Source organism: Myroides sp. C4067 (genome assembly GCF_038039665.1).
GTDB classification, from domain to species: Bacteria; Bacteroidota; Bacteroidia; order Flavobacteriales; family Flavobacteriaceae; genus Flavobacterium; species Flavobacterium odoratimimum.
Genome location: NZ_JBBPHJ010000025.1, coordinates 1 through 20,873, shown reverse-complemented (window position 1 = coordinate 20,873; position 20,873 = coordinate 1). Strand labels below are relative to the sequence as shown.

Below are 20,873 nucleotides of genomic sequence, written 5' to 3'. Positions count from 1 at the left end.
TAAAGCATATAAAAAAGGCGAAGTAATGATACTTCGCCTTTTCTTATTTATTGCTAAAATTAGCTTATTTACTCTTTTAATTATCGACTATAACTAGATCTAGACGATGAAGAACTACTGCTTCCTCCTCTACTGTAGCCTGATGAACTACTTCCAGAAGATGAGCGGCTATAGCTACTACTTGATGAACTACTAGGGTAAGAGCTACTAAACGAGCGACTGTAGCTACTGTTACTAGAACTACTCGGATAAGAAGAGCTACCTCTACTATAACTAGATCTTGAAGATGAGTTACTTGGATAAGAAGAGCTACTAGAAGAACGGTTATAACTACTATTACTAGAGCTACTAGGATAAGATGAGCTTCCTCTACTATAGCTAGATCTAGAATAAGAGGAATTATTAGACGATGAGTTCGTATTATTAGAAGAGTTACCTCTACTGTAGCTAGAACGAGAATTGTTACTTCCTGTATTCGATATCGCCTCTCCTCTATTATAAGAACCAGAACTAGTATTATCTGTAGAACTACTACCTCTGCTGTAGCTAGAACGAGAGTTGCTGCTTCCACTATTCGCTATCGCCTCTCCTCTGCTATATGAACCAGAACCATTAGTATCTGTAGAACTACCTCCTCTGCTGTAACTAGAACGAGAGTTACCACTTCCATTACTAGATGTGCTACTATTATCCGTATAAGCAGATCTTCTATAATTTGGATTTTGGTTACTGTCCACTGAGTATTCACTACGTGAGTTAGAACTACCTCTTGTATCTGTTAGATCTTTTCTATTGTAGAAACTATCTTCTCCATATCTAGTTCTAAAGGATTGATTTGGATTCTGGCTTTCATAAGAGTTCTGAGCTACATCATAATACATTCTTTGTGCACGTGTACTATATCTATTACTAGAATAATAATAATTATTATAATGATTAATCTGGATGTGTACATGACTCATATATCTGTCTGTACTATAAGGAGAATAATGGTAGTAATAGTCAGGATAATATCCCCAACCCCACGATGAGTGATAAGCTCTATAATTATTCGTCCAGAATAAAGTAAACATAGGAGGTCTACTTAAATAAACAGGCTCGTAAATATAATTAGGACCATAGAGATAAGAGTTCCCTACTACTTGCATTAATACTACATTTTCTCTAGTATCTTTTTCTACTTCAATAGTTGCAACATCTTGGAAAAGATCCTTGCCTAATACTGCCTGAATGACAATAAGGTGTGTTCTTCCTTCCACTAATTCCACAACTCGTAGATAATCTACATAACCATCTCTATTCAAATCGAGGTTATTGATTCTCAAGTTAGGGTCATTCAGCCTGAATTCAAAGTCAGCTAAATCTTTAGACTCTCCAAATATAGAAGCTACAGCCTGAAGGTCTAGATTATCGCTAATGTCATAGTTATTAGCTGTTACAACAGCTCTCTGGCCAAAACCTAAAGCCCCAGTAAGAGAAAAAATAACTAAAAATATATATTGTATTGTTTTCATTTCAAAAAGTATAAAATGTTATCACTTCTTCTATAATGGCAAAAAATGTACCATAACAATCTATAGCAAGATACTGAAAAACAAAGAGTAAAAGTTATTTGATTTCATAAAAAGAGCAAATATTTTCATAATATTCCACCTTTTAAGGGTAGTGATAACAAATTAAAAGACAGTATTTTAAAGTATCTTCTTATTTAGTCTTACAATTTTAGTAATTTTGCACTATAATATAGTTTATATGATTGATAGAGAAGAAATAAATTTTGAACGTTCTGTAATCGTTGGAATCATTACACAAGATCAAGATGAATCAAAGCTAAATGAGTATTTAGACGAATTAGAGTTTTTGACATTTACTGCAGGAGGACAAGTATATAAGCGTTTTACACAGAAAATGGACAAGCCGAATCCTAAGACCTTTGTTGGTACTGGGAAGATGCAAGAAATTCATAATTATATTGTAGAGAACGATATTCATACCGTGATATTCGATGATGAACTATCGCCTGCTCAACAAAAAAATATTTCTAGAGAACTAGACTGTAAAGTACTAGATCGTACTAACCTAATCCTAGATATCTTTGCGCAAAGAGCACAAACTTCTTATGCAAGAACCCAAGTAGAGCTAGCACAATTCCAGTATCTATTACCTAGACTATCTGGTATGTGGACTCACTTAGAAAGACAACGTGGAGGTATCGGAATGAGAGGTCCTGGAGAGACAGAGATAGAAACAGATAGACGTATCGTACGTGACCGTATTACCCTTCTAAGAGATAAATTAAAGGTAATCGATAAGCAAATGGCTTCTCAAAGAGGAAACCGCGGAGCAATGGTACGAGTAGCCTTAGTAGGATATACTAACGTAGGAAAGTCTACACTGATGAATGCTGTAGGTAAAAGTGAAGTATTCGTAGAGAATAAGTTATTTGCAACCTTAGATACTACTGTACGTAAAATCGTAATCGGTAACTTGCCGTTCTTATTGTCAGATACTGTAGGATTTATTCGTAAACTACCTACTCAGCTAGTCGAGTCATTTAAAAGTACCTTAGATGAAGTTAGAGAAGCAGATCTATTATTACACGTAGTGGATATATCTCATCATGACTTCGTAGATCACATCGAATCTGTAAATGAGATCCTTAAAGATATCAAGAGTAATGACAAGCCTACTATTATGATATTTAACAAAATAGATGCTTATCAACCTGAGAGAATCGAAGAAGACGATCTAATGACAGAACGCACTTCTAAACACTATTCAATAGAAGAATGGAAGAAGACTTGGATGAATAAAGTAGGTGAAAACAATGCTATTTTTATCTCAGCAACAAACAAAGAAAACTTTGAAGAGTTTAGAAAGAAAGTTTACGAAGCAGTACGTGAAATCCACATTACACGTTTCCCTTACAACAACTTTTTATTCCCAGATTATGATCATTTAATTGAATCTTCAGAAGAAGAATAAAATATTTGTTTATAAATTAATTAGTAAAAGAAGATTAGATAATAATATTTTTTCTATTTTTACAGTATTGCTAAAAAGCTGATTATATGTATTTATCAATGAACAATAATTTCTCTAATAATAATTTGAATCGTTTCTACGACTCGAAGAGGAATCCTATTGGCATTGATTTAAGTTAATTATATATTATTTCATTATCCGTTTAAAGGCTCCTCTCTGAGGAGCCTTTTTTATTTTAAAACAAATTCAAAAACAAAAAATCATGAGCAAAAAAGAAATTTTACAAACAGAAAAATCCATTGCATTAGTCAAAGAACAATTCTCTAAAGGACTATGTGATGCACTTAACCTATATCCTATATCATCACCTATGATCGTAAATGAAGGCACAGGTATTAATGATGATCTAAATGGTATAGAGCGTCCAGTGTCATTTCCTGTAAAATTTCTAAATAACAATCGCGGTGTAGTAGTTCACTCATTAGCAAAATGGAAAAGAATAAGACTACAAGAGCTAGAGTTAGATGCTCATGAGGGAATTCTAACAGATATGAAAGCTCTTCGTCCTGACGAAGATAGTAGTCCTATACACTCTATCTATGTCGATCAATGGGACTGGGAGTTACGTATTGAAAAAGCAGATAGAACATTAAGTTATTTGAAAAATATAGTACGTTCGATCTATCAAACATTGCTAGACACAGAACACAGAATATATGAAGAACTAGGAATAGAACCTATCCTGCCTAAAAAACTGTCTTTTATCCATTCTGAGCAACTTTTACAACTATACCCTACTCTTGCTCCAAAAGAAAGAGAACATGCAATAGCGAAAGAATATGGAGCTATTTTTATTATAGGAATTGGAGGAAAGCTATCTAATGGCATTCCGCATGATAGCCGATCTGCTGACTATGATGATTGGACTACTCCTACAGAAGATGGTTATAAAGGACTAAATGGAGATTTACTAGTTTGGAACCCTGTTCATGGTAAATCATTAGAACTATCTTCTATGGGAATTAGAGTAGACAAAGAAGCTTTAGAACATCAATTAGAGTTAGCAGGAGCTTTAGATAAAAAATCATTGTTATATCACAGCTTATTACTTGAGGACAAGTTACCTCTTTGTATAGGTGGAGGTCTTGGTCAGTCGAGAATTTGTATGTTTTTATTACGCAAAAAGCATATTGGAGAAGTACAAGCGAGTATCTGGCCAGAACAAGTAAGAAAAGAAGCTGAACTAAAAGGGATTAACCTATTATAATAAAGAAAAGGTTGGCATCTGCCAACCTTTTCTTTATATATATTCTCTTAGAAGTTGTAGTTTACTCCTACTCCAACCATTTCTCTAACTTGGAAGCCTTTATAAGCTAAGTCATCATAGATTGTTTGGAATGTAAAGTTTGTAGAAAGATATTTATTAATCTTCATCACTACATTCAACTGATAATCAATTACCACATTCTCTGGTTTTTTCAGATAGTTAGAATATAAGTTTAAGATATTCTCAACAGATACATTCTCCATAATGTCGAATTTGTAGTATCCATTAACAGACATCCCCAGTTGGTATTTCATTGATTTACCTTTTTCAACACCAAAAGCATCACCAAACTCTGTAAAGTGGTCATGAACAAAAATGAAACGCGAAGTAGCTGGTGCTATATTCACTTTCAAATTATCACTCTTTTTCCACAACATACCAGGTCCTACTTGTAAGTAAGCTGGAGACATAAAGTGTGAGTTGTATACTCCATCTTTATCTATCCCTCGATCCATCTGAGTCTTGAAATTCAAGAATGCAGAATAGAACCAATTACCTTGAGCTTTTTTACCTAGTAAAGAGTTAAACTCTAATCTATCATCCGTTTTTTTCTGATCTTGCCCTTTTAACTTAGTAAGACCATAACTAGCAATTATTTTATTATCCCAGTTCCAATCACCTTGTTTGTAATTGAAATCGTAATTCACTTTAAAACTTCCAGATACGTTATTATCTCCACCTGCTTGCCAATTTGAGAAGCTAGATTGGTTAAGTAAAAAAGTAAAATTACCCGTTCTTGTCCATGGGCTAACAGCTTCTGTTGCTGTATTAGCCTCAGTTTCCTGAGCCTGAGCTGAATACACTGCTAAGAAAGCGCACACTCCTAATAAAAGTCTCTTCATATTGTTAAAATTTTAATCAAAAATAATAACAATAAGTTAAAATAGCAAAGAATGAACTACTTTTTAATTGTACGTTTATACACAGGTACTGCAGAACATGCTTCTCCAAACATCACTGAACGTGCATGATTCATCATTAATTGTGTTGCTAAAACATACGCCTCCTCTGGGATTTCTTTCTTTGAACAACCTTTAATAATTACTGGTAAATCTGCATATTGAGAATAATCTAAAGAAAATAATAATTCCTGATAAATAGATTTTTCCAAATGTGCTCTATCACCTAAAAATATACGTTTCGCAACTGGTTGAAGATGACTGGTCAAAAGCATATATGCCCATCCTGGAAGAATAGCGTCTGTAGAACAGAATAATCCTACATAGGCATTCTCATAAACAGACCAATCTACTTCTTTTAATGAAGCTCTGAATTCTTTCTCTCTAAGAACAAATCCTTGGTATAACCACTGTGCTATATCTATATCCATACGAGGATTCGTAGGATACAACTCTTCTAAGTCAAAAACTTTAAGAGCGCTATTAGCAACCTTATTTACAATTTCTCCTTCCATAATTAAAGCATTCCTAACTCTAATTTAGCCTCTTCACTCATTAAATCTTTTGTCCAAGATGGCTCAAAAGTTAATTCAATCTCAACACTTTTTACATTGTCTATTGATCTTACCTTCTCCTCTACTTCCATTGGTAGAGTCTCTGCTACAGGACAGTTAGGTGAAGTTAATGTCATTAAAATCTTAACATCGTAATTTTCATTAACAAAAACATCATAAATCAATCCTAACTCATATATATCTACAGGAATCTCTGGGTCATAAATAGTTTTAAGCATCTTAACTATATTCTCCCCTAATTGTTGTACATCTACTTCTTCCATATTCTATAAATTTATTGTTTAGCTTGATAAGCTAAAGCATACATTTTAATTTGTTTGATCATTGAAACTAATCCATTCGCTCTAGTAGGAGACAAATGTTCTTTTAGACCTATCTCGTCAATAAAAGACATATCTGCATTTAGAATATCTTCTGTTCTCTGTCCTGAAAACACTCGAATCAAAATAGCAATAATTCCTTTAGTCAAAATAGCATCACTATTCGCAGTAAAAACAACCTTACCTTCTTCTAACGCTGCATGTAACCACACTTGTGATTGGCATCCTTTAATCAAGTTCTCTTCTACTTGATACTGAGGATCGATTAACGGAAGGGTTTTCCCTAATTCTATAATATATTCATAACGTTGCATCCAATCGTCGAACATTGAAAAATCGTCAATTATCTCTTCTTGAATTTCTTTAATTGTCATATCGTTATATTTTCTTTATTTACTTATTATGATAACATCATTTGTGCTTTCTTCACTGCTTCTACTAACACATCGATTTCTTCTTTTGTATTATAAAAAGCAAATGAAGCTCTAATCGTACCAGGAATACCGAAAAAGTCCATGATTGGCTGTGTACAATGATGTCCTGTACGTACTGCTACACCCAGTTTATCAACGATAACTCCAACATCATAAGGATGAATACCTTCTAGATTAAAAGAAATCACAGAAGTCTTCTCTTTAGCAGTTCCATATATTTTAAGCCCTTCTATTTCAGATAAACGTTTCGTTCCATACTCTAAAAGTTCATGTTCATAAGCAGCTATATTATCAAACCCAATTCCGTTTAAATAATCTAAAGCAACTCCTAACACAATTCCTCCAGCAATGTTTGGTGTACCTGCTTCAAATTTGTGAGGTAGACATGCATATGTAGTCTTTTCAAAAGTAACAGTCTTGATCATCTCTCCTCCTCCTTGATAAGGAGGTAATTTATTTAACCACTCTTCTTTTCCATAAAGAACCCCTGTTCCTGTAGGTCCACACACCTTATGGCCTGAGAACACATAGAAATCACAATCTAGGTCTTGTACATCAGGTTTAATATGCGGTGTTGCTTGAGCACCATCTATTAACACAGCGGCTCCAACTTGATGAGCTTTAGCTATAATTTTCTTAATTGGGTTGATAGTACCAAGCGCATTAGAAATATGGGTTACAGCTACTACTTTTGTATTAGAGTTTAATAGCTTGTCGAATTCTTCCATAATTAAATCACCATCCTGATTCATTGGAATAACTTTCAATGTAGCTCCTGAACGTTCACAAGCGAACTGCCATGGTACAATATTAGAATGGTGCTCCATAGCTGAAATAAGCACCTCATCTCCTTCCTTAAGTAAACTACCAAAACCACTTGCCACCAAGTTTATTCCAAACGTAGTCCCTGCAGTAAACAGTACTTCATAATCATACTTAGCATTCACATGAGCTTGTACTTTTTTACGAGCTTCTTCATACGCATCCGTAGCCAATTGACTAAGTGTATGCACACCTCTATGAATATTTGCATTGATAGTTTCGTAATATTTAACAATTGCATCCTCTACCACTTTTGGCTTTTGTGCAGTAGCTGCATTGTCAAAATAAACTAAAGGCTTGCCATTTACTGATTGAGTAAGAATTGGAAAATTCTTACGTACCTCCTTTATATCTAACATATTACTTTTCATTTAATTAAAAATACTCGTCATACTTCTTTAGTATGCAAATGTAAAAGCAAAGATAAGGATAACTATACTTTAGCCTACTAAATATTAATTTAAAATTAATCTAAATATGTTTTGTAACGCGTAAAAAAGATTCTATTTTTGCCATAATTTAGAACTATTTCAAATAAACAACTCAAATGAAAAAACTAACAGCTTTATTCCTAATCGTTACAGCAATGATGAGCTGTAATTCTAAAAAAGAACAAGAGTCAACACCAGTTGAAACGACTCAAGTAAAAGAAAGAATTATTTCTCTAAATGGAGCAATTACAGAAACACTTGTTGCTCTTGGAGAAAAAGAAAATATAATAGCAGTAGATGTAACTAGTACTTATCCTGAGGACATTAAAACAACAGCTCAAGATCTAGGACATACTTCTAAAATATCTATCGAAAGCATTATGGCGTTAAAACCAACGATTATATATGCTACAGAAAAAGACCTTAATGATGACTTTAAAAGTCAATTAGAAAAAACAAAAATACGCTTAGAAGTTATTAAACAAGAGTTCTCTTTAGAAGGAACAAAGACATTAATAAAAACAGTAGCTCAATCCTTAAACAAGGAAAACTACCAACCACTTCTAGACAAAATAGATCAAGATTTACAAGATCTTCCTTCATTTGAAAACAAGCCTAAGGTATTGTTCATCTATGCTCGTGGAGCTGCAACATTACTAGTAGCAGGAGACAAAACACCAGTAAACAATATAGTAGGTCTAGCAGGAGGACAAAATGCTGTAACAGAATTTGAAGATTTCAAACCTCTTACACCAGAATCATTACTAAACAGTAACCCAGACTATATCCTAATGTTCACTACAGGATTACAAAGTATGGGAGGTATCGATGGAGTATTAAAAATCGATGGTATCAACAAAACAAATGCTGGTAAAAACAAAAAAGTAATTGCAATGGATGGCTTATTATTAAGTGGATTCGGTCCAAGAGTAGGTCAAGCAGCGAAAGAATTAAATCAATTACTATCTGAATAAATTATAATGAAAACCAAACTCTCTTTTTACGCAATAATATTATCTGTTATCTTAATTGTAATAGCCATTGCGTCTATATTCATAGGAGTTTATCAATTTGAGTCTGGATCATTTCAGACTTTATACCAAATATTGTTCACTAAGCAAGAGGTAAATCCAAGCGACTATTATGTATTTTTTGATGTCCGACTTCCCAGAGTTCTAATGGCAATCTTAACTGGCGCTGGACTATCTCTTGCCGGAACAACACTTCAAGGGATGTTTAAGAATCCTCTAGCCTCACCTGACCTTATAGGTATTACAGCTGGATCTGTATTATTTGCAGCAGTTACTATTGTTTTAGGATCTCACATTAAATCCTTGATACCAGAAGCTGTACACTACTCACTACTGAGTATCATGAGCTTTATAGGAGCCATCATCACGATGACTTTTGTGTATAAAATGTCCACCACAGCAGGTAAGACGAATATCAGTGTCTTACTACTATCAGGAGTAGCTATTACATCACTAACAGGTGCTGCAACAGGCTTGCTTACTTACCTATCAAGTGATGAAGAATTGAGAAATCTGACATTCTGGACCTTAGGTAGCTTAGCAGGAGCGACTTGGACTAAAGTTAGTATCCTTGCAGTAGTAATACTAGTATCTATAACCTTGTTAATCAACAAGGGAAAAGCTTTAAATGCAATGATGCTAGGGGAACGAGATGCTACCCACTTAGGAATACCAGTAGAGAAAACAAAGAAAAAAATAGTACTATTATCTGCCCTTATGGTAGGTACCATAGTAGCATTCACTGGAACTATAGGATTCGTAGGATTAATAGTTCCATATATACTTAGACTTGTTTTTAAATCGAACTATTACTTTATCCTACCCCTGTCTACACTATGTGGTAGTATATTATTATTAGTTGCAGATACGATAAGCAGAACACTAGTGCCACCTTCAGAGATTCCGATAGGTATTCTTACTTCGATTATGGGAGCACCAGTATTTATTGCTATATTAATCAAGTTTAAAAAATCACTCTAATTATGATTGAAGCTTTTAAAATAAACTATTTAGCAAAAGGAAATTATATCATCAACGATATAGACTTCGAATGTAAAGAAGGTGAGTTTATTGCGATATTAGGTCCTAATGGAGCTGGTAAGTCTACATTCTTAAGTATACTTGCTGACGAATTACACGAAAAAGGAAACAAGGTTTTATTGAAATCATGTGAATACCCTAAATGGTGTACGAAAGAACTACCAAAGCACAAAGCTAAGTTTTCACAACATCACAATGGAGATATCCCCTTAAACGTAGAAGACGTAGTGATGATGGGTAGATATCCTTACTTTGACCACATCCCTACAGAAGAAGACAAGACTGCAGTACAGCAGAGTATGGACTGTATCGACATCTGTCCACTACAGCACAGAGAGTATAATCATCTGTCTGGTGGAGAGAAACAACGTGTCCACTTAGCTAGAGTATTATCACAGTTAAACAATAATGTTGAGAATAAGCTGTTATTCTTAGACGAACCATTGAACAATCTAGATGTACTACATCAGCATCGTATCATGGATATCATTAAAGAATTTACGTCTAAAGGAAATACAGCTATCGTAGTAATACATGATCTAAATTTAGCAGCACAGTATGCTGATAAAATACTCTTGCTACAAAAAGGGAAAAAAGTAATCTATGACACACCTGCAGAAGTATTAACTCAAGAGATCATCTCTGAGGTATATAACTTCCCATGTGTAGTAACTAAAAACCCTGTTAGCAATAATCCTTTAATAATATTTGGTATCTAAAAACAACAATTATGAGTACAAGAACACAAACATTAAAAGAACGTTGGGACGCTCTAAAGGTGACCAATCCACATATTAGAATACGCAATGCAGCCAAAGAACTTAACGCTAGTGAAATGGAACTGCTTGCTACACAAATAGGAGAATCTGTTACACGATTAAAACCTGAATTTGAAGCCATACTATCTGAAATAGAAACTTTAGGAAAAGTAATGGCACTTACACGTAATGACGAATGTGTACACGAGAGAAAAGGTGTGTATGCTAACCCTGATTTTAGTAGCCCTCACGCTGGTCTATTCGTTAACCCTGATATTGATCTAAGAATATTCTTAAGCCACTGGAAGAAAGTATTCGCAGTAGTAGAGAAAGCAGGAGACAAAGACAGAATGAGTTTACAGTTCTTTGGTAAAGACGGTGAAGCTATTCACAAGATTTATTTAGTACCTCAGAGCAACGAAGAAGCATTCCATGCATTAGTAAAAAAATATACTTCAGAGAACCAATCAACTGAAGAAACAACAGAACCTTACTTACATAATCTAGACGAAAGATTAGATGAAGAGATAGATGTAGAAGGATTCAGAACAGAGTGGAAAGAACTAAAAGATACACATAACTTCTTTTCACTATTAAAGAAATACAACCTAACTCGTACCCAAGCATTAAGATTAGCTCCAGATGAGTACTACGCTAAGCAGATTACTAAAGATGCTATCGTAACCTTGTTAGAAGGTGCTTCAGAAGCTCAGACACCTATTATGGTCTTTGTAGGGAATAGAGGTAATATCCAGATTCACACAGGTGAAGTAAAAAGAACGATGTGGCATCAGAACTGGTACAATGTACTAGACCCAGACTTCAATATGCACCTAGATATGGATAAAATAGCACAGACATGGATAGTGCGTAAACCAACAGAAGATGGTATCGTAACTTCTGTAGAAGTATTCAACGAGATTGGCGAAATCATCGTCCAGTTCTTTGGTAAGAGAAAACCAGGAATACCTGAATTAGAACAATGGAGAGAACTAGTTGCTAAACTAGCTTAATATACTAAAAAGTGGAAGGCATACCTTCCACTTTTTTTATTTTCAGTAGGTGCCCTTCTATTCAACAGAAATAGAAAATTACATATTTTTTAAGACTATTCTGTAAAAACTAGGAATAACAAAATGGCATTAAGACAATATCATCACAATAAACCTACTCTTAAATGATATCACCATAAAATCGACAATCACAACATTTCAACAAAGAATAGTTATCAACAGATGTTTAATAACTAATTATAATTTTCAAAGATTTTCTATTGATTTAGTCCTTAGTAAACAGTAAATTAGCTAAGATAACTTCGTCAATCTTATCTACTTACACACAAGGCTATCGCAGTGTTTAGAAGGGTTATTCACTTTTACAAAGTGGTCTTGCCAGACGTTTTAACTAGAAAAAGATTGTCCTAATTATATAATCTAATAAAATTAAGCTATGTCGATTTTTGATAAAAGAGTAAACTACAAACCGTTTGAGTATCCTGGAATTTACCAATTCACAGATGCAATTAATAAATCATTTTGGGTACATAGTGAAGTTGACTTCACAGCAGATACACAAGATTTCCACTCACACTTAACGAAAGAAGAACAACTAGCTATCAAGCACAGTTTATTAGCTATTGCTCAGATAGAAGTTGCTGTTAAGACCTTTTGGGGAAACTTATACTTACACTTTCCTAAACCAGAATTTAATGGACTAGGAAGTACATTTGCAGAATGTGAGTTTAGACACTCAGAAGCATATTCTAGATTATTAGATGTATTAGGATATAATGACGAGTTCGAGAACTTATTAACTGTCCCTGTTATTAAAGAAAGAGTAGAATATTTATCAGAAGTATTAGAAAACTCTGGTAACTATACTGACCGCAAAAAGTATGTAGTATCTCTTATCTTATTCTCTTTATTGATTGAGAACGTATCTCTGTTCAGCCAGTTTGCCATCATCTTATCTTTTACTCGTTTTAAAGGACTAATGAAAAATGTGAGCAACATCATTGCATGGACATCAGTAGACGAGCAAGTACACGCTAACGCAGGTATTTATATCGTTAATGTGATTAGAGACGAGTTCCCAGACTTCTTTGATGATGAGTTAATCAATCATGTGAATGAAGTAATCCATAAATCTATCGAGATAGAAAGCAGAATCTTAGACTGGATCTTTAGCACAGGAGAAATAGAAACGGTAAACAAAGCAGATCTATTAAACTTCATGAAGTTCAGAGTAGACGAAAGTATGCAAAAGATTGGCCTTAAAAAGGTATTTAATATCACCCACGAACAATACAAACCAATGGCTTGGTTCGAAGAAGAAGTGTTCGCAAACAGTTTAGATGATTTCTTCGCTAAGAGACCTGTTGACTATACTAAGCACGATAAGAGTTTCTCTGCAGACGACCTATTCTAAACCAAAAAATTCACTATCAAAAAAATCTAAAAGAATTCTATGAACAATTTCTCATTACCATTATTGACAGAAGACAACGATAACCTAACAGAAAAACTTTGGTGGAAAAACTCTGAAAGTGAACAAATCCTTAATAGAGGATACTTGCTTAAAGGAGAAACAGTAGAAGGTGCTATCGACCGTATCGCATCAGCTGCTGCCAGAAGACTGTATAAACCCGAATTAAAAGAATCATTCCAAGAGATGATAGAACGTGGATGGATGAGTCTGAGCTCTCCTATCTGGGCTAATATGGGTACAGAGAGAGGTCTGCCTATTTCTTGTTTTAATGTACATATTCCAGATGGTATAGAAGGAATCACACACAAGCTTGGTGAAGTGATTATGCAAACCAAAATTGGTGGTGGTACATCAGGTTACTTTGGAGCGCTTCGCGAGAGAGGTAGTGCTGTAACAGATAATGGTAAGAGTAGTGGTGCTGTAAGCTTTATGAAGTTATTCGATACAGCTATGGACACCATCTCACAAGGAGGGGTACGTAGAGGTGCTTTTGCAGCATACTTAGACATAGACCACCCTGACTGTGAAGAATTCTTAAATATAAAAAATATCGGTAATCCTATTCAGAACCTATTCTATGGAGTATGTATACCAGACTACTGGATGCAAGAGATGATAGATGGGGATAGAGAGAAGAGACAGTTATGGGCTAAAGTACTAGAGAGTCGCCAACAAAAAGGTATGCCATACTTATTCTTCTCTGATAATGTGAATGGGCATAAACCACAAGTATACAAAGATCTTAATATGCGTGTGAACGCAAGTAATCTTTGTTCTGAGATTATGCTACCTTCTTCTGATGACGAATCGTTCATCTGTTGTTTATCTTCTATGAACCTAGAGTTATACGACGAGTGGAAAGACACAGAAGCTGTTAAACTAGCGATCTACTTCTTAGACGCAGTACTTCAAGAGTTTATAGAAAAAACAGAAGGAAACTACTATTTAGCTGCTGCTAATCGTTTTGCTAAACGCCATAGAGCATTAGGTTTAGGAGTACTAGGATGGCACTCATACTTACAGAAGAATATGATCCCATTCGAAGGACTACAAGCTAAAATGCTTACGAATCAAATATTCGATAATATCAGTGCTAAAGCGGACAAAGCGTCTCAAGAATTAGCACGCATCTATGGTGAACCAGAAATCATGAAAGGATATGGTAGACGTAACACGACTACTATGGCTATCGCTCCTACTACATCATCATCTGCTATCTTAGGACAGACTTCTCCAGGTATAGAACCTTTTAGTAGTAACTATTACAAAGCAGGACTATCTAAAGGAAACTTCATGCGTAAGAATAAATACTTAACGAAGTTACTAGAAGAAAAAGGTCTAGACAACGAAGAAACATGGAGAACTATCATGCTTAACGGTGGTAGTGTACAGCAGATAGAAGGTCTTACTGAAGAAGAAAAAGCAGTATTCAAGACATTCAAAGAAATCAGTCAACTTGAAATCATACAACAAGCTGCTGTAAGACAGAAGTACGTAGACCAAGCACAAAGCTTAAATCTAAACATCCCTTCTGCTCTACCGATCAAGGAAGTAAACAACCTAATGATCGAAGCGTGGAAACTAGGAGTTAAAACATTGTACTACCAGCGTAGTCAGAGTGTCTCTAAAGAGATGGTAACTAACCTAGTGACTTGTAGCAGTTGCGAATCTTAAGCACTCAATCTATATTATCTTATAATCTATAAAGAGAGAATCTTCACACAGAGGGTTCTCTCTTTTTATATCCCTACTCTTCTACCTCATCGTAGTATACAGTATGTCAAAGAACGTATGAACTATAATTCTGTAGACAAAACTATCACTTCATACTTTCTTTATTCTCTACACTGACTTTTATGACTCTATATGCACACTTCTAGTCTATTATGGTCGCATAAAGTGGGACACATACCACAGCATCATATAGTACCTTTTAAGCCAATATCTCTTACTAAAAGCACACTATATAAGTAATTGTCGAAAAACAGCATATTAACACCTCTAAACACGCTCTGTGCAATACCCTTTTCTTATTTACTCACTAGCAGCAATACACAATAGCAATTCAGCTATACTGACATTTAATTGCAGTATAAAAATACGAATACTAGTAATCTCTTAAAATATAGTTAAAAAAACAACACTTTATACCCTCAAATACTAAAACACAGCACGTTACATTTTTTGGCACGATATATGAAATATACTTTGTACAACAAAAACAACAAACTTTCTTTTTCTTAAGCGACCTAGCTCCCCCAATAGCTAGGTCGTTTTTATTATCATACCTAACCAATATGACCATAGCATTTAATAAATGCAAAAAGAGACTGCCTAAGGCAGTCTCTTTTATATTTGACCAAGTATAAAAAACGTGAAATTAAATTTCAAATCCCATAGATACTCCTAATTTACCAGCAATTACTTTTGCTACCTTAGATTTTAACTCAGGTACTTTTACAGACTCCATTACTTCATCTGTGAAAGCATACATTAGTAATGCTTTTGCTTCTTTCTTAGGAATTCCTCTTTGACGCATATAGAACATCGCATCTTCATTAAGCTGCCCTATAGTACATCCATGCGAACACTTCACATCATCAGCGAAGATTTCTAACTGTGGTTTAGCATAGATATTAGCTTTCTCACTTAGTAAGATATTATTACTCTGTTGGAAACCATCTGTTTTCTGTGCTATTTTATCTACATAGATCTTACCATTAAATACTCCTGTAGAATTACCATCATAGATACCTTTGTAGTTCTGGTGGCTCTCACAGTTAGGTTGGTTATGAGATACTAATGTGTAGTGATCCACGTGTTGTTTATCACTGATTAGTGTCACACCTTTTAACGTACTATCAATGCGCTCTCCGTCTTGATAGAAGTTTAAGTTATTTCTAATCAACTTACCTCCGAATGAGAAAGTATGAACAGAAACTCTACTCTCTTGCTTCTGAGTAATATATGTATTGTCTACTAGTGTAGCTTCTTCATTATCATTCTGTAACTTATAGAAATCTACGATAGCACGTTTATGCGCTACGATCTCAGTTACAGCATTAGTAAGTACAGTAGAGTTAGTCAAGTTCTGATGTCTTTCTACGATCTGTACATGAGCATTCTCTCCTACTACTACTAAGTTACGAGGTTGTACTAACAGAGCTTTATCCGCTACCGTAGAGAAGTATATAATCTCTATCGGCTTAGCCACTACTTTACTCTTAGGAATATTAATAAATGCTCCCTCAGTAGCAAAAGCTGTGTTTAACGCCGTCATACTATCTGTCTTATCAGCCGTATTGTTATAAAAGGCATCGATCACCATTTTATATTTAGGCTTAGTCAGTGCAGATGACATTAAACATACGTCTAAACCATCATGAGTAGTAGATGATAAATGAGAACTGAACACTCCATTGATAAACACCAATTTATACGTGTCAGAATCACTTAAGAAGTATTTCTTTACATCTTTATACTCTATCGCTGTCTCCTCTTTCTGTAATACGCGAAATTCATTCTTTAAAATTGAATTCAATGAAGTGTACTTCCACGCTTCTACTTTCTTAGTAGGAAATCCTTTATCTTCGAATGTCTTTAATGCTTCTAAACGAATATCGTGTAAACCTTCATGTTCACCTTTTAAACCTTGTTCAAAAGCCACAAAAGACGTAATTAATTTATCTTTAAGCTCCATAATTCTTTCTTTGCAATTAGATTAAAATGATTGATTCTTGAGATCTAGTATTCTTACTTCTCTAAAGAAGCTTTGATCCAATCGTATCCTTTTTCTTCTAATTCCAATGCCAATTCTTTACCTCCTGTCTTAACGATTTTACCATCGTATAATACGTGTACGAAATCTGGCACGATATAGTCTAATAAACGTTGGTAGTGCGTAATTAACACTACTGCGTTATCTTCACTTTTTAGTTTGTTCACTCCATTCGCTACGATACGTAGAGCATCGATATCTAGTCCTGAGTCAGTCTCATCTAGGATAGCTAACTTAGGCTCTAACATAGCCATCTGGAAGATCTCATTACGTTTTTTCTCACCACCAGAGAATCCTTCGTTAAGAGAACGAGATAAGAACTTTCTATCGATCTCTAATAACTCCGCTTTCTCCTTGATTTTTTTCAACATCTCGTTCGCAGGCATTTCTTCTAATCCTTGTGCTTTACGTGATTCGTTGATTGCTGTTTTCATAAAGTTAGTTACAGAAACACCAGGAATCTCTACAGGATATTGGAACGATAAGAACACCCCTTTATGAGCTCTTTCTTCTGGTCCTAATTCTCCTAACTCTTCTCCTTCTAAAAGAATCTCTCCTTCAGTAACTTCGAATGCTTCATTACCAGTGATCACAGATGATAATGTACTCTTACCAGCACCGTTAGGTCCCATGATAGCGTGTACTTCACCAGCTTTTACTTCTAAGTTAATTCCTTTTAATATTTCTTTATCTTCAACACTTGCGTGTAAATTTTTTATCTGTAACATAAATTGTCTTATTTAATTTTGTTGAGGTAATCTGATTTTTTGAACTCTTTAGTTTAGGCGTAGATTAACCTACACTTCCTTCTAAAGAAATCTCTAATAATTTTTGTGCTTCTACAGCGAACTCCATTGGCAACTTATTCAACACATCTTTAGAGAATCCGTTAACGATAAGTGCAATCGCTTTTTCTGTAGGAATACCACGTTGGTTACAATAGAAGATTTGGTCTTCACCAATCTTACTAGTTGTTGCCTCATGCTCAATCTGAGCAGTAGTATTCTTAGCCTCAATATAAGGGAATGTATGAGCACCACACTCATTACCCATTAATAAAGAGTCACATTGAGAGAAGTTACGAGCATTCTCAGCTCTAGGTCCCATATGAACCAATCCTCTATAACTATTTTGAGATTTACCAGCAGATATACCTTTCGAAATAATAGTAGACTTCGTATTCTTACCTAAGTGTATCATCTTAGTACCTGTATCCGCTTGTTGGAAATTATTCGTCACAGCGATAGAGTAAAACTCTCCGATAGAGTTATCCCCTTTTAATATACATGATGGGTACTTCCATGTCACAGCAGATCCTGTCTCTACTTGTGTCCACGAGATTTTAGCATTCTTCTCACATAGACCACGTTTAGTCACGAAGTTAAATACTCCACCTTTTCCTTCACTGTCTCCAGGGAACCAGTTCTGAACAGTAGAATACTTAATCTCAGCATCATCCATAGCGATAAGCTCTACTACAGCAGCGTGTAATTGGTTCTCGTCACGTGATGGTGCCGTACATCCCTCTAAGTAAGAAACATAACTACCCTCATCAGCGATCACTAATGTACGCTCAAACTGACCTGTACCAGCTTGGTTAATACGGAAGTATGTAGACAACTCCATAGGACAACGAACACCCTTAGGAATATAACAGAATGAACCATCAGAGAATACTGCAGAGTTCAGCGCCGCATAGAAGTTATCTGTCTGTGGTACCACAGTACCTAAATATTTCTTCACTAACTCTGGGTGAGTCTTGATCGCCTCAGAGATAGAACAGAATATAATACCTTTCTCAGCTAGAGTATCTTTAAATGTAGTCGCTACAGACACAGAGTCCATCACGATATCCATCGCTACACCAGTAAGACGCTTCTGTTCGTTAAGCGAAATACCAAGTTTATTAAAAGTCTCTATCAGTTCTGGATCCACCTCATCTAAGCTCTTATACTCATCCTTCTTCTTAGGTGCAGAGTAGTAAGATATAGCTTGAAAATCAGGTTTAGTATAGTTCACATTAGCCCATTCTGGCTCCACCATCGATTCCCAAATACGGAATGCTTCTAATCTCCAATCAGTCATCCACTCAGGCTCACCTTTCTTAGCAGAGATCGCTCTAACAATATCTTCATTTAACCCAACAGGAAATGTCTCTGACTCTATATCTGTATAGAATCCATACTCATACTCCTTGGTTTCTAATTCTTTCTTTAAATCTTCTTCTGTATACTTACTCATATATTTATACTTAAAAGCCACTACTTTCTCGTACGCTTCTTTTATTAAACTAATTATCAAAAGGAAAGAAAGACAGACGTACATCCGCCTTTCTACCTTGAGGTCTTATAATGAAAAGCTTTCTCCACATCCGCAAGTTCTACTTGCATTTGGATTGTTGAAATAAAAACCTTTACCGTTCAATCCTCCAGAATACTCTAAAGTCGTTCCTACTAGGTACAAAAAGCTTTTCTTATCCACAGCGATTCTTACACCATTGTCTTCGAAAACCTTATCGTCTTCTCCTATCTCGTGATCAAATTTTAATTGATACGAAAGTCCGGAACATCCTCCGCTAGTCACTCCTACACGTACATAATCTGTAGTATGGTTAAACCCTTCATCTTCCATCAAAAGGGCCACGCGTTTACTCGCTATATCTGAAACTTTTATCATACCTTTTTTAAAATAGATTAGTTCTAAAATTTGATTTACAAAGGTATTATAAAAAAATGGTTTCTTGTACTAACTAACATATTTATAACGATTAGAAGTTTTAATACTAATATCGATAAAAACTATCGTTAGAACTCCTTTTTTGATATTCTTTCCTAACTACTTTAGTAAAAAACCTACTGAAAACTAATCACTTAATTCGATTATTTTGCTCTACTAAAATACTTTATTGCAAATATTGTACCTTTAATTATACTATTCAAGGACATTTAAAAGAATGTATTGAACAAATCAAGGCAATATTTTTTTAAAAAGACAAAGTTATCCTTTATCAATAAAATATAAAAGCGAAAAATAACAAATCTCTATCTCTAAGTATCCATTAAAAAGAAGAAGTCCCCATCCCCCATATCAAACAACATCAAAGTAGAGACGGATTATCATCCGTGTCAAACAAACAAATCATCATCCATATCAAACAACCCCATTCAACATCAAAGTAGAGACGGATTATCATCCGTGTCAAACAAACAAAATAACACAAACAAACACAATCAATATCAAAGTAGAGACGGATTATCATCCGTGTCAAACAAACAGATCATCATCCACATCAAGCAAACAAAACAACCCAATCAAAACTCATTATAAAACCTGTCCTTATTCCAACGTGAAGGATTAGTATGAATATAATTAGCAATATTCTGATACGCAGAAACTGTTCTGATGATATGATCATGATACCCATCTTGCCAAAAGAACACTATACCAAGACTATTAGCCTCTTTCTTTACTCCTACTTTAACCCCCTTTATTATACTTCCTAAACTCCCAGATACGTTTTTAAACTCCTTGTTATTATCAACATTCTTAGTTTTATCATTCCCTCTATTAATATGTAAGATACCATGCACATGATTTGGCATTACAATAAATGCATCCAAAACAACAAATGGATAATAATGAGGGATACTAAACCAACAATTTAAAACACATCTCCCTAAATCATTTAAGTACATCTTATCTTGAAATATATACCCAAAATAATGTTTCATATCTCTTGTACAAATAGTTATAAAATACGTTCCATCATTTGTATAGTCCCACCATTTAGCTCTATTCGAAGATCGATTATACACACCTTTAAACTTCTTATTCATAATTGTTTTTTATGAATAAATACAGCAAAAAGCAATCCTTACTTATGTGTATATTAAATATTTACAATTTAATAATATTGATATGGCTACTTTGTTTGACACGGATGATAATCCGTCTCTACTTTATTGACCATACAATTAACTGACCT

19 protein-coding genes are annotated in these 20,873 nt (G+C 34.6%); 8 read left to right on the top strand and 11 right to left on the bottom strand.

Annotated features, from left to right (window positions below; translation table 11 throughout):
* Positions 1-80: 80 nt before the first annotated feature.
* The gene (locus AABL87_RS14670; RefSeq protein WP_341277543.1) at positions 81-1,514 is read right to left on the bottom strand and encodes a hypothetical protein; all 1,434 of its coding nucleotides are present in this window, start codon (positions 1,512-1,514) and stop codon (positions 81-83) included.
* Between the two features lie 238 nt (positions 1,515-1,752).
* On the opposite strand from AABL87_RS14670, the gene hflX reads away from it, so the two are divergent.
* Positions 1,753-2,985 (top strand): GTPase HflX, encoded by a 1,233-nt coding sequence (hflX, locus tag AABL87_RS14665; protein ID WP_006257874.1) that lies wholly within the window; start codon positions 1,753-1,755, stop codon positions 2,983-2,985.
* Positions 2,986-3,247: 262 nt separating this feature from the next.
* Entirely contained in the window at positions 3,248-4,252 is a 1,005-nt protein-coding gene (gene asnA / locus AABL87_RS14660; protein ID WP_006257875.1) for an aspartate--ammonia ligase, read from the top strand.
* Between the two features lie 47 nt (positions 4,253-4,299).
* Here the strand turns inward: asnA and AABL87_RS14655 are convergent, their stop codons facing one another.
* The 5 genes from AABL87_RS14655 to AABL87_RS14635 are packed head-to-tail and all read right to left on the bottom strand — an operon-like array spanning position 4,300 to position 7,721.
* Entirely contained in the window at positions 4,300-5,154 is an 855-nt protein-coding gene (locus AABL87_RS14655) for a DUF3078 domain-containing protein (protein ID WP_006257876.1), read from the bottom strand.
* 56 nt (positions 5,155-5,210) lie between these two features.
* The gene (locus AABL87_RS14650) at positions 5,211-5,726 is read right to left on the bottom strand and encodes a DUF2480 family protein (protein WP_341277542.1); all 516 of its coding nucleotides are present in this window, start codon (positions 5,724-5,726) and stop codon (positions 5,211-5,213) included.
* A 2-nt stretch (positions 5,727-5,728) separates the two neighbouring features.
* On the bottom strand, positions 5,729-6,049 hold the full coding sequence (locus AABL87_RS14645) for an iron-sulfur cluster assembly protein (protein WP_006262485.1): 321 nt from the start codon (positions 6,047-6,049) through the stop codon (positions 5,729-5,731).
* 11 nt (positions 6,050-6,060) lie between these two features.
* Positions 6,061-6,480 carry a SufE family protein gene (locus AABL87_RS14640; RefSeq protein ID WP_006262484.1) on the bottom strand — a complete coding sequence of 140 codons (420 nt, stop codon included), beginning with the start codon at positions 6,478-6,480 and terminating at the stop codon, positions 6,061-6,063.
* A 26-nt stretch (positions 6,481-6,506) separates the two neighbouring features.
* A complete protein-coding gene (locus AABL87_RS14635) occupies positions 6,507-7,721 on the bottom strand; it encodes an aminotransferase class V-fold PLP-dependent enzyme (RefSeq protein WP_006262483.1) in 1,215 nt (404 codons plus the stop codon).
* A 188-nt stretch (positions 7,722-7,909) separates the two neighbouring features.
* On the opposite strand from AABL87_RS14635, the gene AABL87_RS14630 reads away from it, so the two are divergent.
* From AABL87_RS14630 to AABL87_RS14605, 6 genes are all read left to right on the top strand, one after another.
* Complete coding sequence (locus AABL87_RS14630) at positions 7,910-8,767, top strand: heme/hemin ABC transporter substrate-binding protein (protein WP_341277541.1); 858 nt, start codon at positions 7,910-7,912, stop codon at positions 8,765-8,767.
* A 6-nt stretch (positions 8,768-8,773) separates the two neighbouring features.
* Positions 8,774-9,805 carry a FecCD family ABC transporter permease gene (locus AABL87_RS14625; protein ID WP_006262481.1) on the top strand — a complete coding sequence of 344 codons (1,032 nt, stop codon included), beginning with the start codon at positions 8,774-8,776 and terminating at the stop codon, positions 9,803-9,805.
* Between the two features lie 2 nt (positions 9,806-9,807).
* Complete coding sequence (locus AABL87_RS14620; RefSeq protein WP_006257883.1) at positions 9,808-10,584, top strand: heme ABC transporter ATP-binding protein; 777 nt, start codon at positions 9,808-9,810, stop codon at positions 10,582-10,584.
* An 11-nt stretch (positions 10,585-10,595) separates the two neighbouring features.
* Positions 10,596-11,636, top strand: coding sequence for a hemin-degrading factor (locus AABL87_RS14615; RefSeq protein WP_341277540.1), 1,041 nt, complete (start codon positions 10,596-10,598; stop codon positions 11,634-11,636).
* A 436-nt stretch (positions 11,637-12,072) separates the two neighbouring features.
* Positions 12,073-13,050, top strand: a complete 978-nt coding sequence (locus AABL87_RS14610) for a ribonucleotide-diphosphate reductase subunit beta (protein WP_006257885.1) — start codon at positions 12,073-12,075, stop codon at positions 13,048-13,050.
* A 39-nt stretch (positions 13,051-13,089) separates the two neighbouring features.
* The gene (locus AABL87_RS14605) at positions 13,090-14,784 is read left to right on the top strand and encodes a ribonucleoside-diphosphate reductase subunit alpha (protein WP_006257886.1); all 1,695 of its coding nucleotides are present in this window, start codon (positions 13,090-13,092) and stop codon (positions 14,782-14,784) included.
* Positions 14,785-15,490: 706 nt separating this feature from the next.
* Here the strand turns inward: AABL87_RS14605 and sufD are convergent.
* The 5 genes from sufD to AABL87_RS14580 all read right to left on the bottom strand — a co-directional run bounded on the left by sufD (position 15,491) and on the right by AABL87_RS14580 (position 20,724).
* Positions 15,491-16,810, bottom strand: a complete 1,320-nt coding sequence (gene sufD / locus AABL87_RS14600) for a Fe-S cluster assembly protein SufD (protein ID WP_006257887.1) — start codon at positions 16,808-16,810, stop codon at positions 15,491-15,493.
* A 53-nt stretch (positions 16,811-16,863) separates the two neighbouring features.
* Complete coding sequence (gene sufC, locus AABL87_RS14595; protein WP_006257888.1) at positions 16,864-17,616, bottom strand: Fe-S cluster assembly ATPase SufC; 753 nt, start codon at positions 17,614-17,616, stop codon at positions 16,864-16,866.
* 64 nt (positions 17,617-17,680) lie between these two features.
* A complete protein-coding gene (sufB, locus tag AABL87_RS14590) occupies positions 17,681-19,129 on the bottom strand; it encodes a Fe-S cluster assembly protein SufB (protein WP_036471293.1) in 1,449 nt (482 codons plus the stop codon).
* 105 nt (positions 19,130-19,234) lie between these two features.
* Complete coding sequence (locus AABL87_RS14585) at positions 19,235-19,564, bottom strand: HesB/IscA family protein (RefSeq protein WP_006257890.1); 330 nt, start codon at positions 19,562-19,564, stop codon at positions 19,235-19,237.
* A gap of 635 nt (positions 19,565-20,199) precedes the next feature.
* Positions 20,200-20,724, bottom strand: a complete 525-nt coding sequence (locus AABL87_RS14580) for a hypothetical protein (protein ID WP_341277539.1) — start codon at positions 20,722-20,724, stop codon at positions 20,200-20,202.
* Positions 20,725-20,873 lie beyond the last annotated feature (149 nt).

Excerpts from the sequence above, each read along its gene's own strand:
- AABL87_RS14650 (WP_341277542.1), bottom strand. The coding sequence starts at position 5,726 with ATGGAAGGAGAAATTGTAAATAAGGTTGCTAATAGCGCTCTTAAAGTT.
- sufD (WP_006257887.1), bottom strand. The coding sequence starts at position 16,810 with ATGGAGCTTAAAGATAAATTAATTACGTCTTTTGTGGCTTTTGAACAA.
- AABL87_RS14585 (WP_006257890.1), bottom strand. The coding sequence starts at position 19,564 with ATGATAAAAGTTTCAGATATAGCGAGTAAACGCGTGGCCCTTTTGATG.
- AABL87_RS14670 (WP_341277543.1), bottom strand. The coding sequence starts at position 1,514 with ATGAAAACAATACAATATATATTTTTAGTTATTTTTTCTCTTACTGGG.
- sufC (WP_006257888.1), bottom strand. The coding sequence starts at position 17,616 with ATGTTACAGATAAAAAATTTACACGCAAGTGTTGAAGATAAAGAAATA.
- AABL87_RS14610 (WP_006257885.1), top strand. The coding sequence starts at position 12,073 with ATGTCGATTTTTGATAAAAGAGTAAACTACAAACCGTTTGAGTATCCT.
- AABL87_RS14580 (WP_341277539.1), bottom strand. The coding sequence starts at position 20,724 with ATGAATAAGAAGTTTAAAGGTGTGTATAATCGATCTTCGAATAGAGCT.
- AABL87_RS14645 (WP_006262485.1), bottom strand. The coding sequence starts at position 6,049 with ATGGAAGAAGTAGATGTACAACAATTAGGGGAGAATATAGTTAAGATG.
- sufB (WP_036471293.1), bottom strand. The coding sequence starts at position 19,129 with ATGAGTAAGTATACAGAAGAAGATTTAAAGAAAGAATTAGAAACCAAG.
- asnA (WP_006257875.1), top strand. The coding sequence starts at position 3,248 with ATGAGCAAAAAAGAAATTTTACAAACAGAAAAATCCATTGCATTAGTC.
- AABL87_RS14635 (WP_006262483.1), bottom strand. The coding sequence starts at position 7,721 with ATGTTAGATATAAAGGAGGTACGTAAGAATTTTCCAATTCTTACTCAA.
- AABL87_RS14620 (WP_006257883.1), top strand. The coding sequence starts at position 9,808 with ATGATTGAAGCTTTTAAAATAAACTATTTAGCAAAAGGAAATTATATC.
- AABL87_RS14655 (WP_006257876.1), bottom strand. The coding sequence starts at position 5,154 with ATGAAGAGACTTTTATTAGGAGTGTGCGCTTTCTTAGCAGTGTATTCA.
- hflX (WP_006257874.1), top strand. The coding sequence starts at position 1,753 with ATGATTGATAGAGAAGAAATAAATTTTGAACGTTCTGTAATCGTTGGA.
- AABL87_RS14625 (WP_006262481.1), top strand. The coding sequence starts at position 8,774 with ATGAAAACCAAACTCTCTTTTTACGCAATAATATTATCTGTTATCTTA.
- AABL87_RS14615 (WP_341277540.1), top strand. The coding sequence starts at position 10,596 with ATGAGTACAAGAACACAAACATTAAAAGAACGTTGGGACGCTCTAAAG.
- AABL87_RS14630 (WP_341277541.1), top strand. The coding sequence starts at position 7,910 with ATGAAAAAACTAACAGCTTTATTCCTAATCGTTACAGCAATGATGAGC.
- AABL87_RS14605 (WP_006257886.1), top strand. The coding sequence starts at position 13,090 with ATGAACAATTTCTCATTACCATTATTGACAGAAGACAACGATAACCTA.
- AABL87_RS14640 (WP_006262484.1), bottom strand. The coding sequence starts at position 6,480 with ATGACAATTAAAGAAATTCAAGAAGAGATAATTGACGATTTTTCAATG.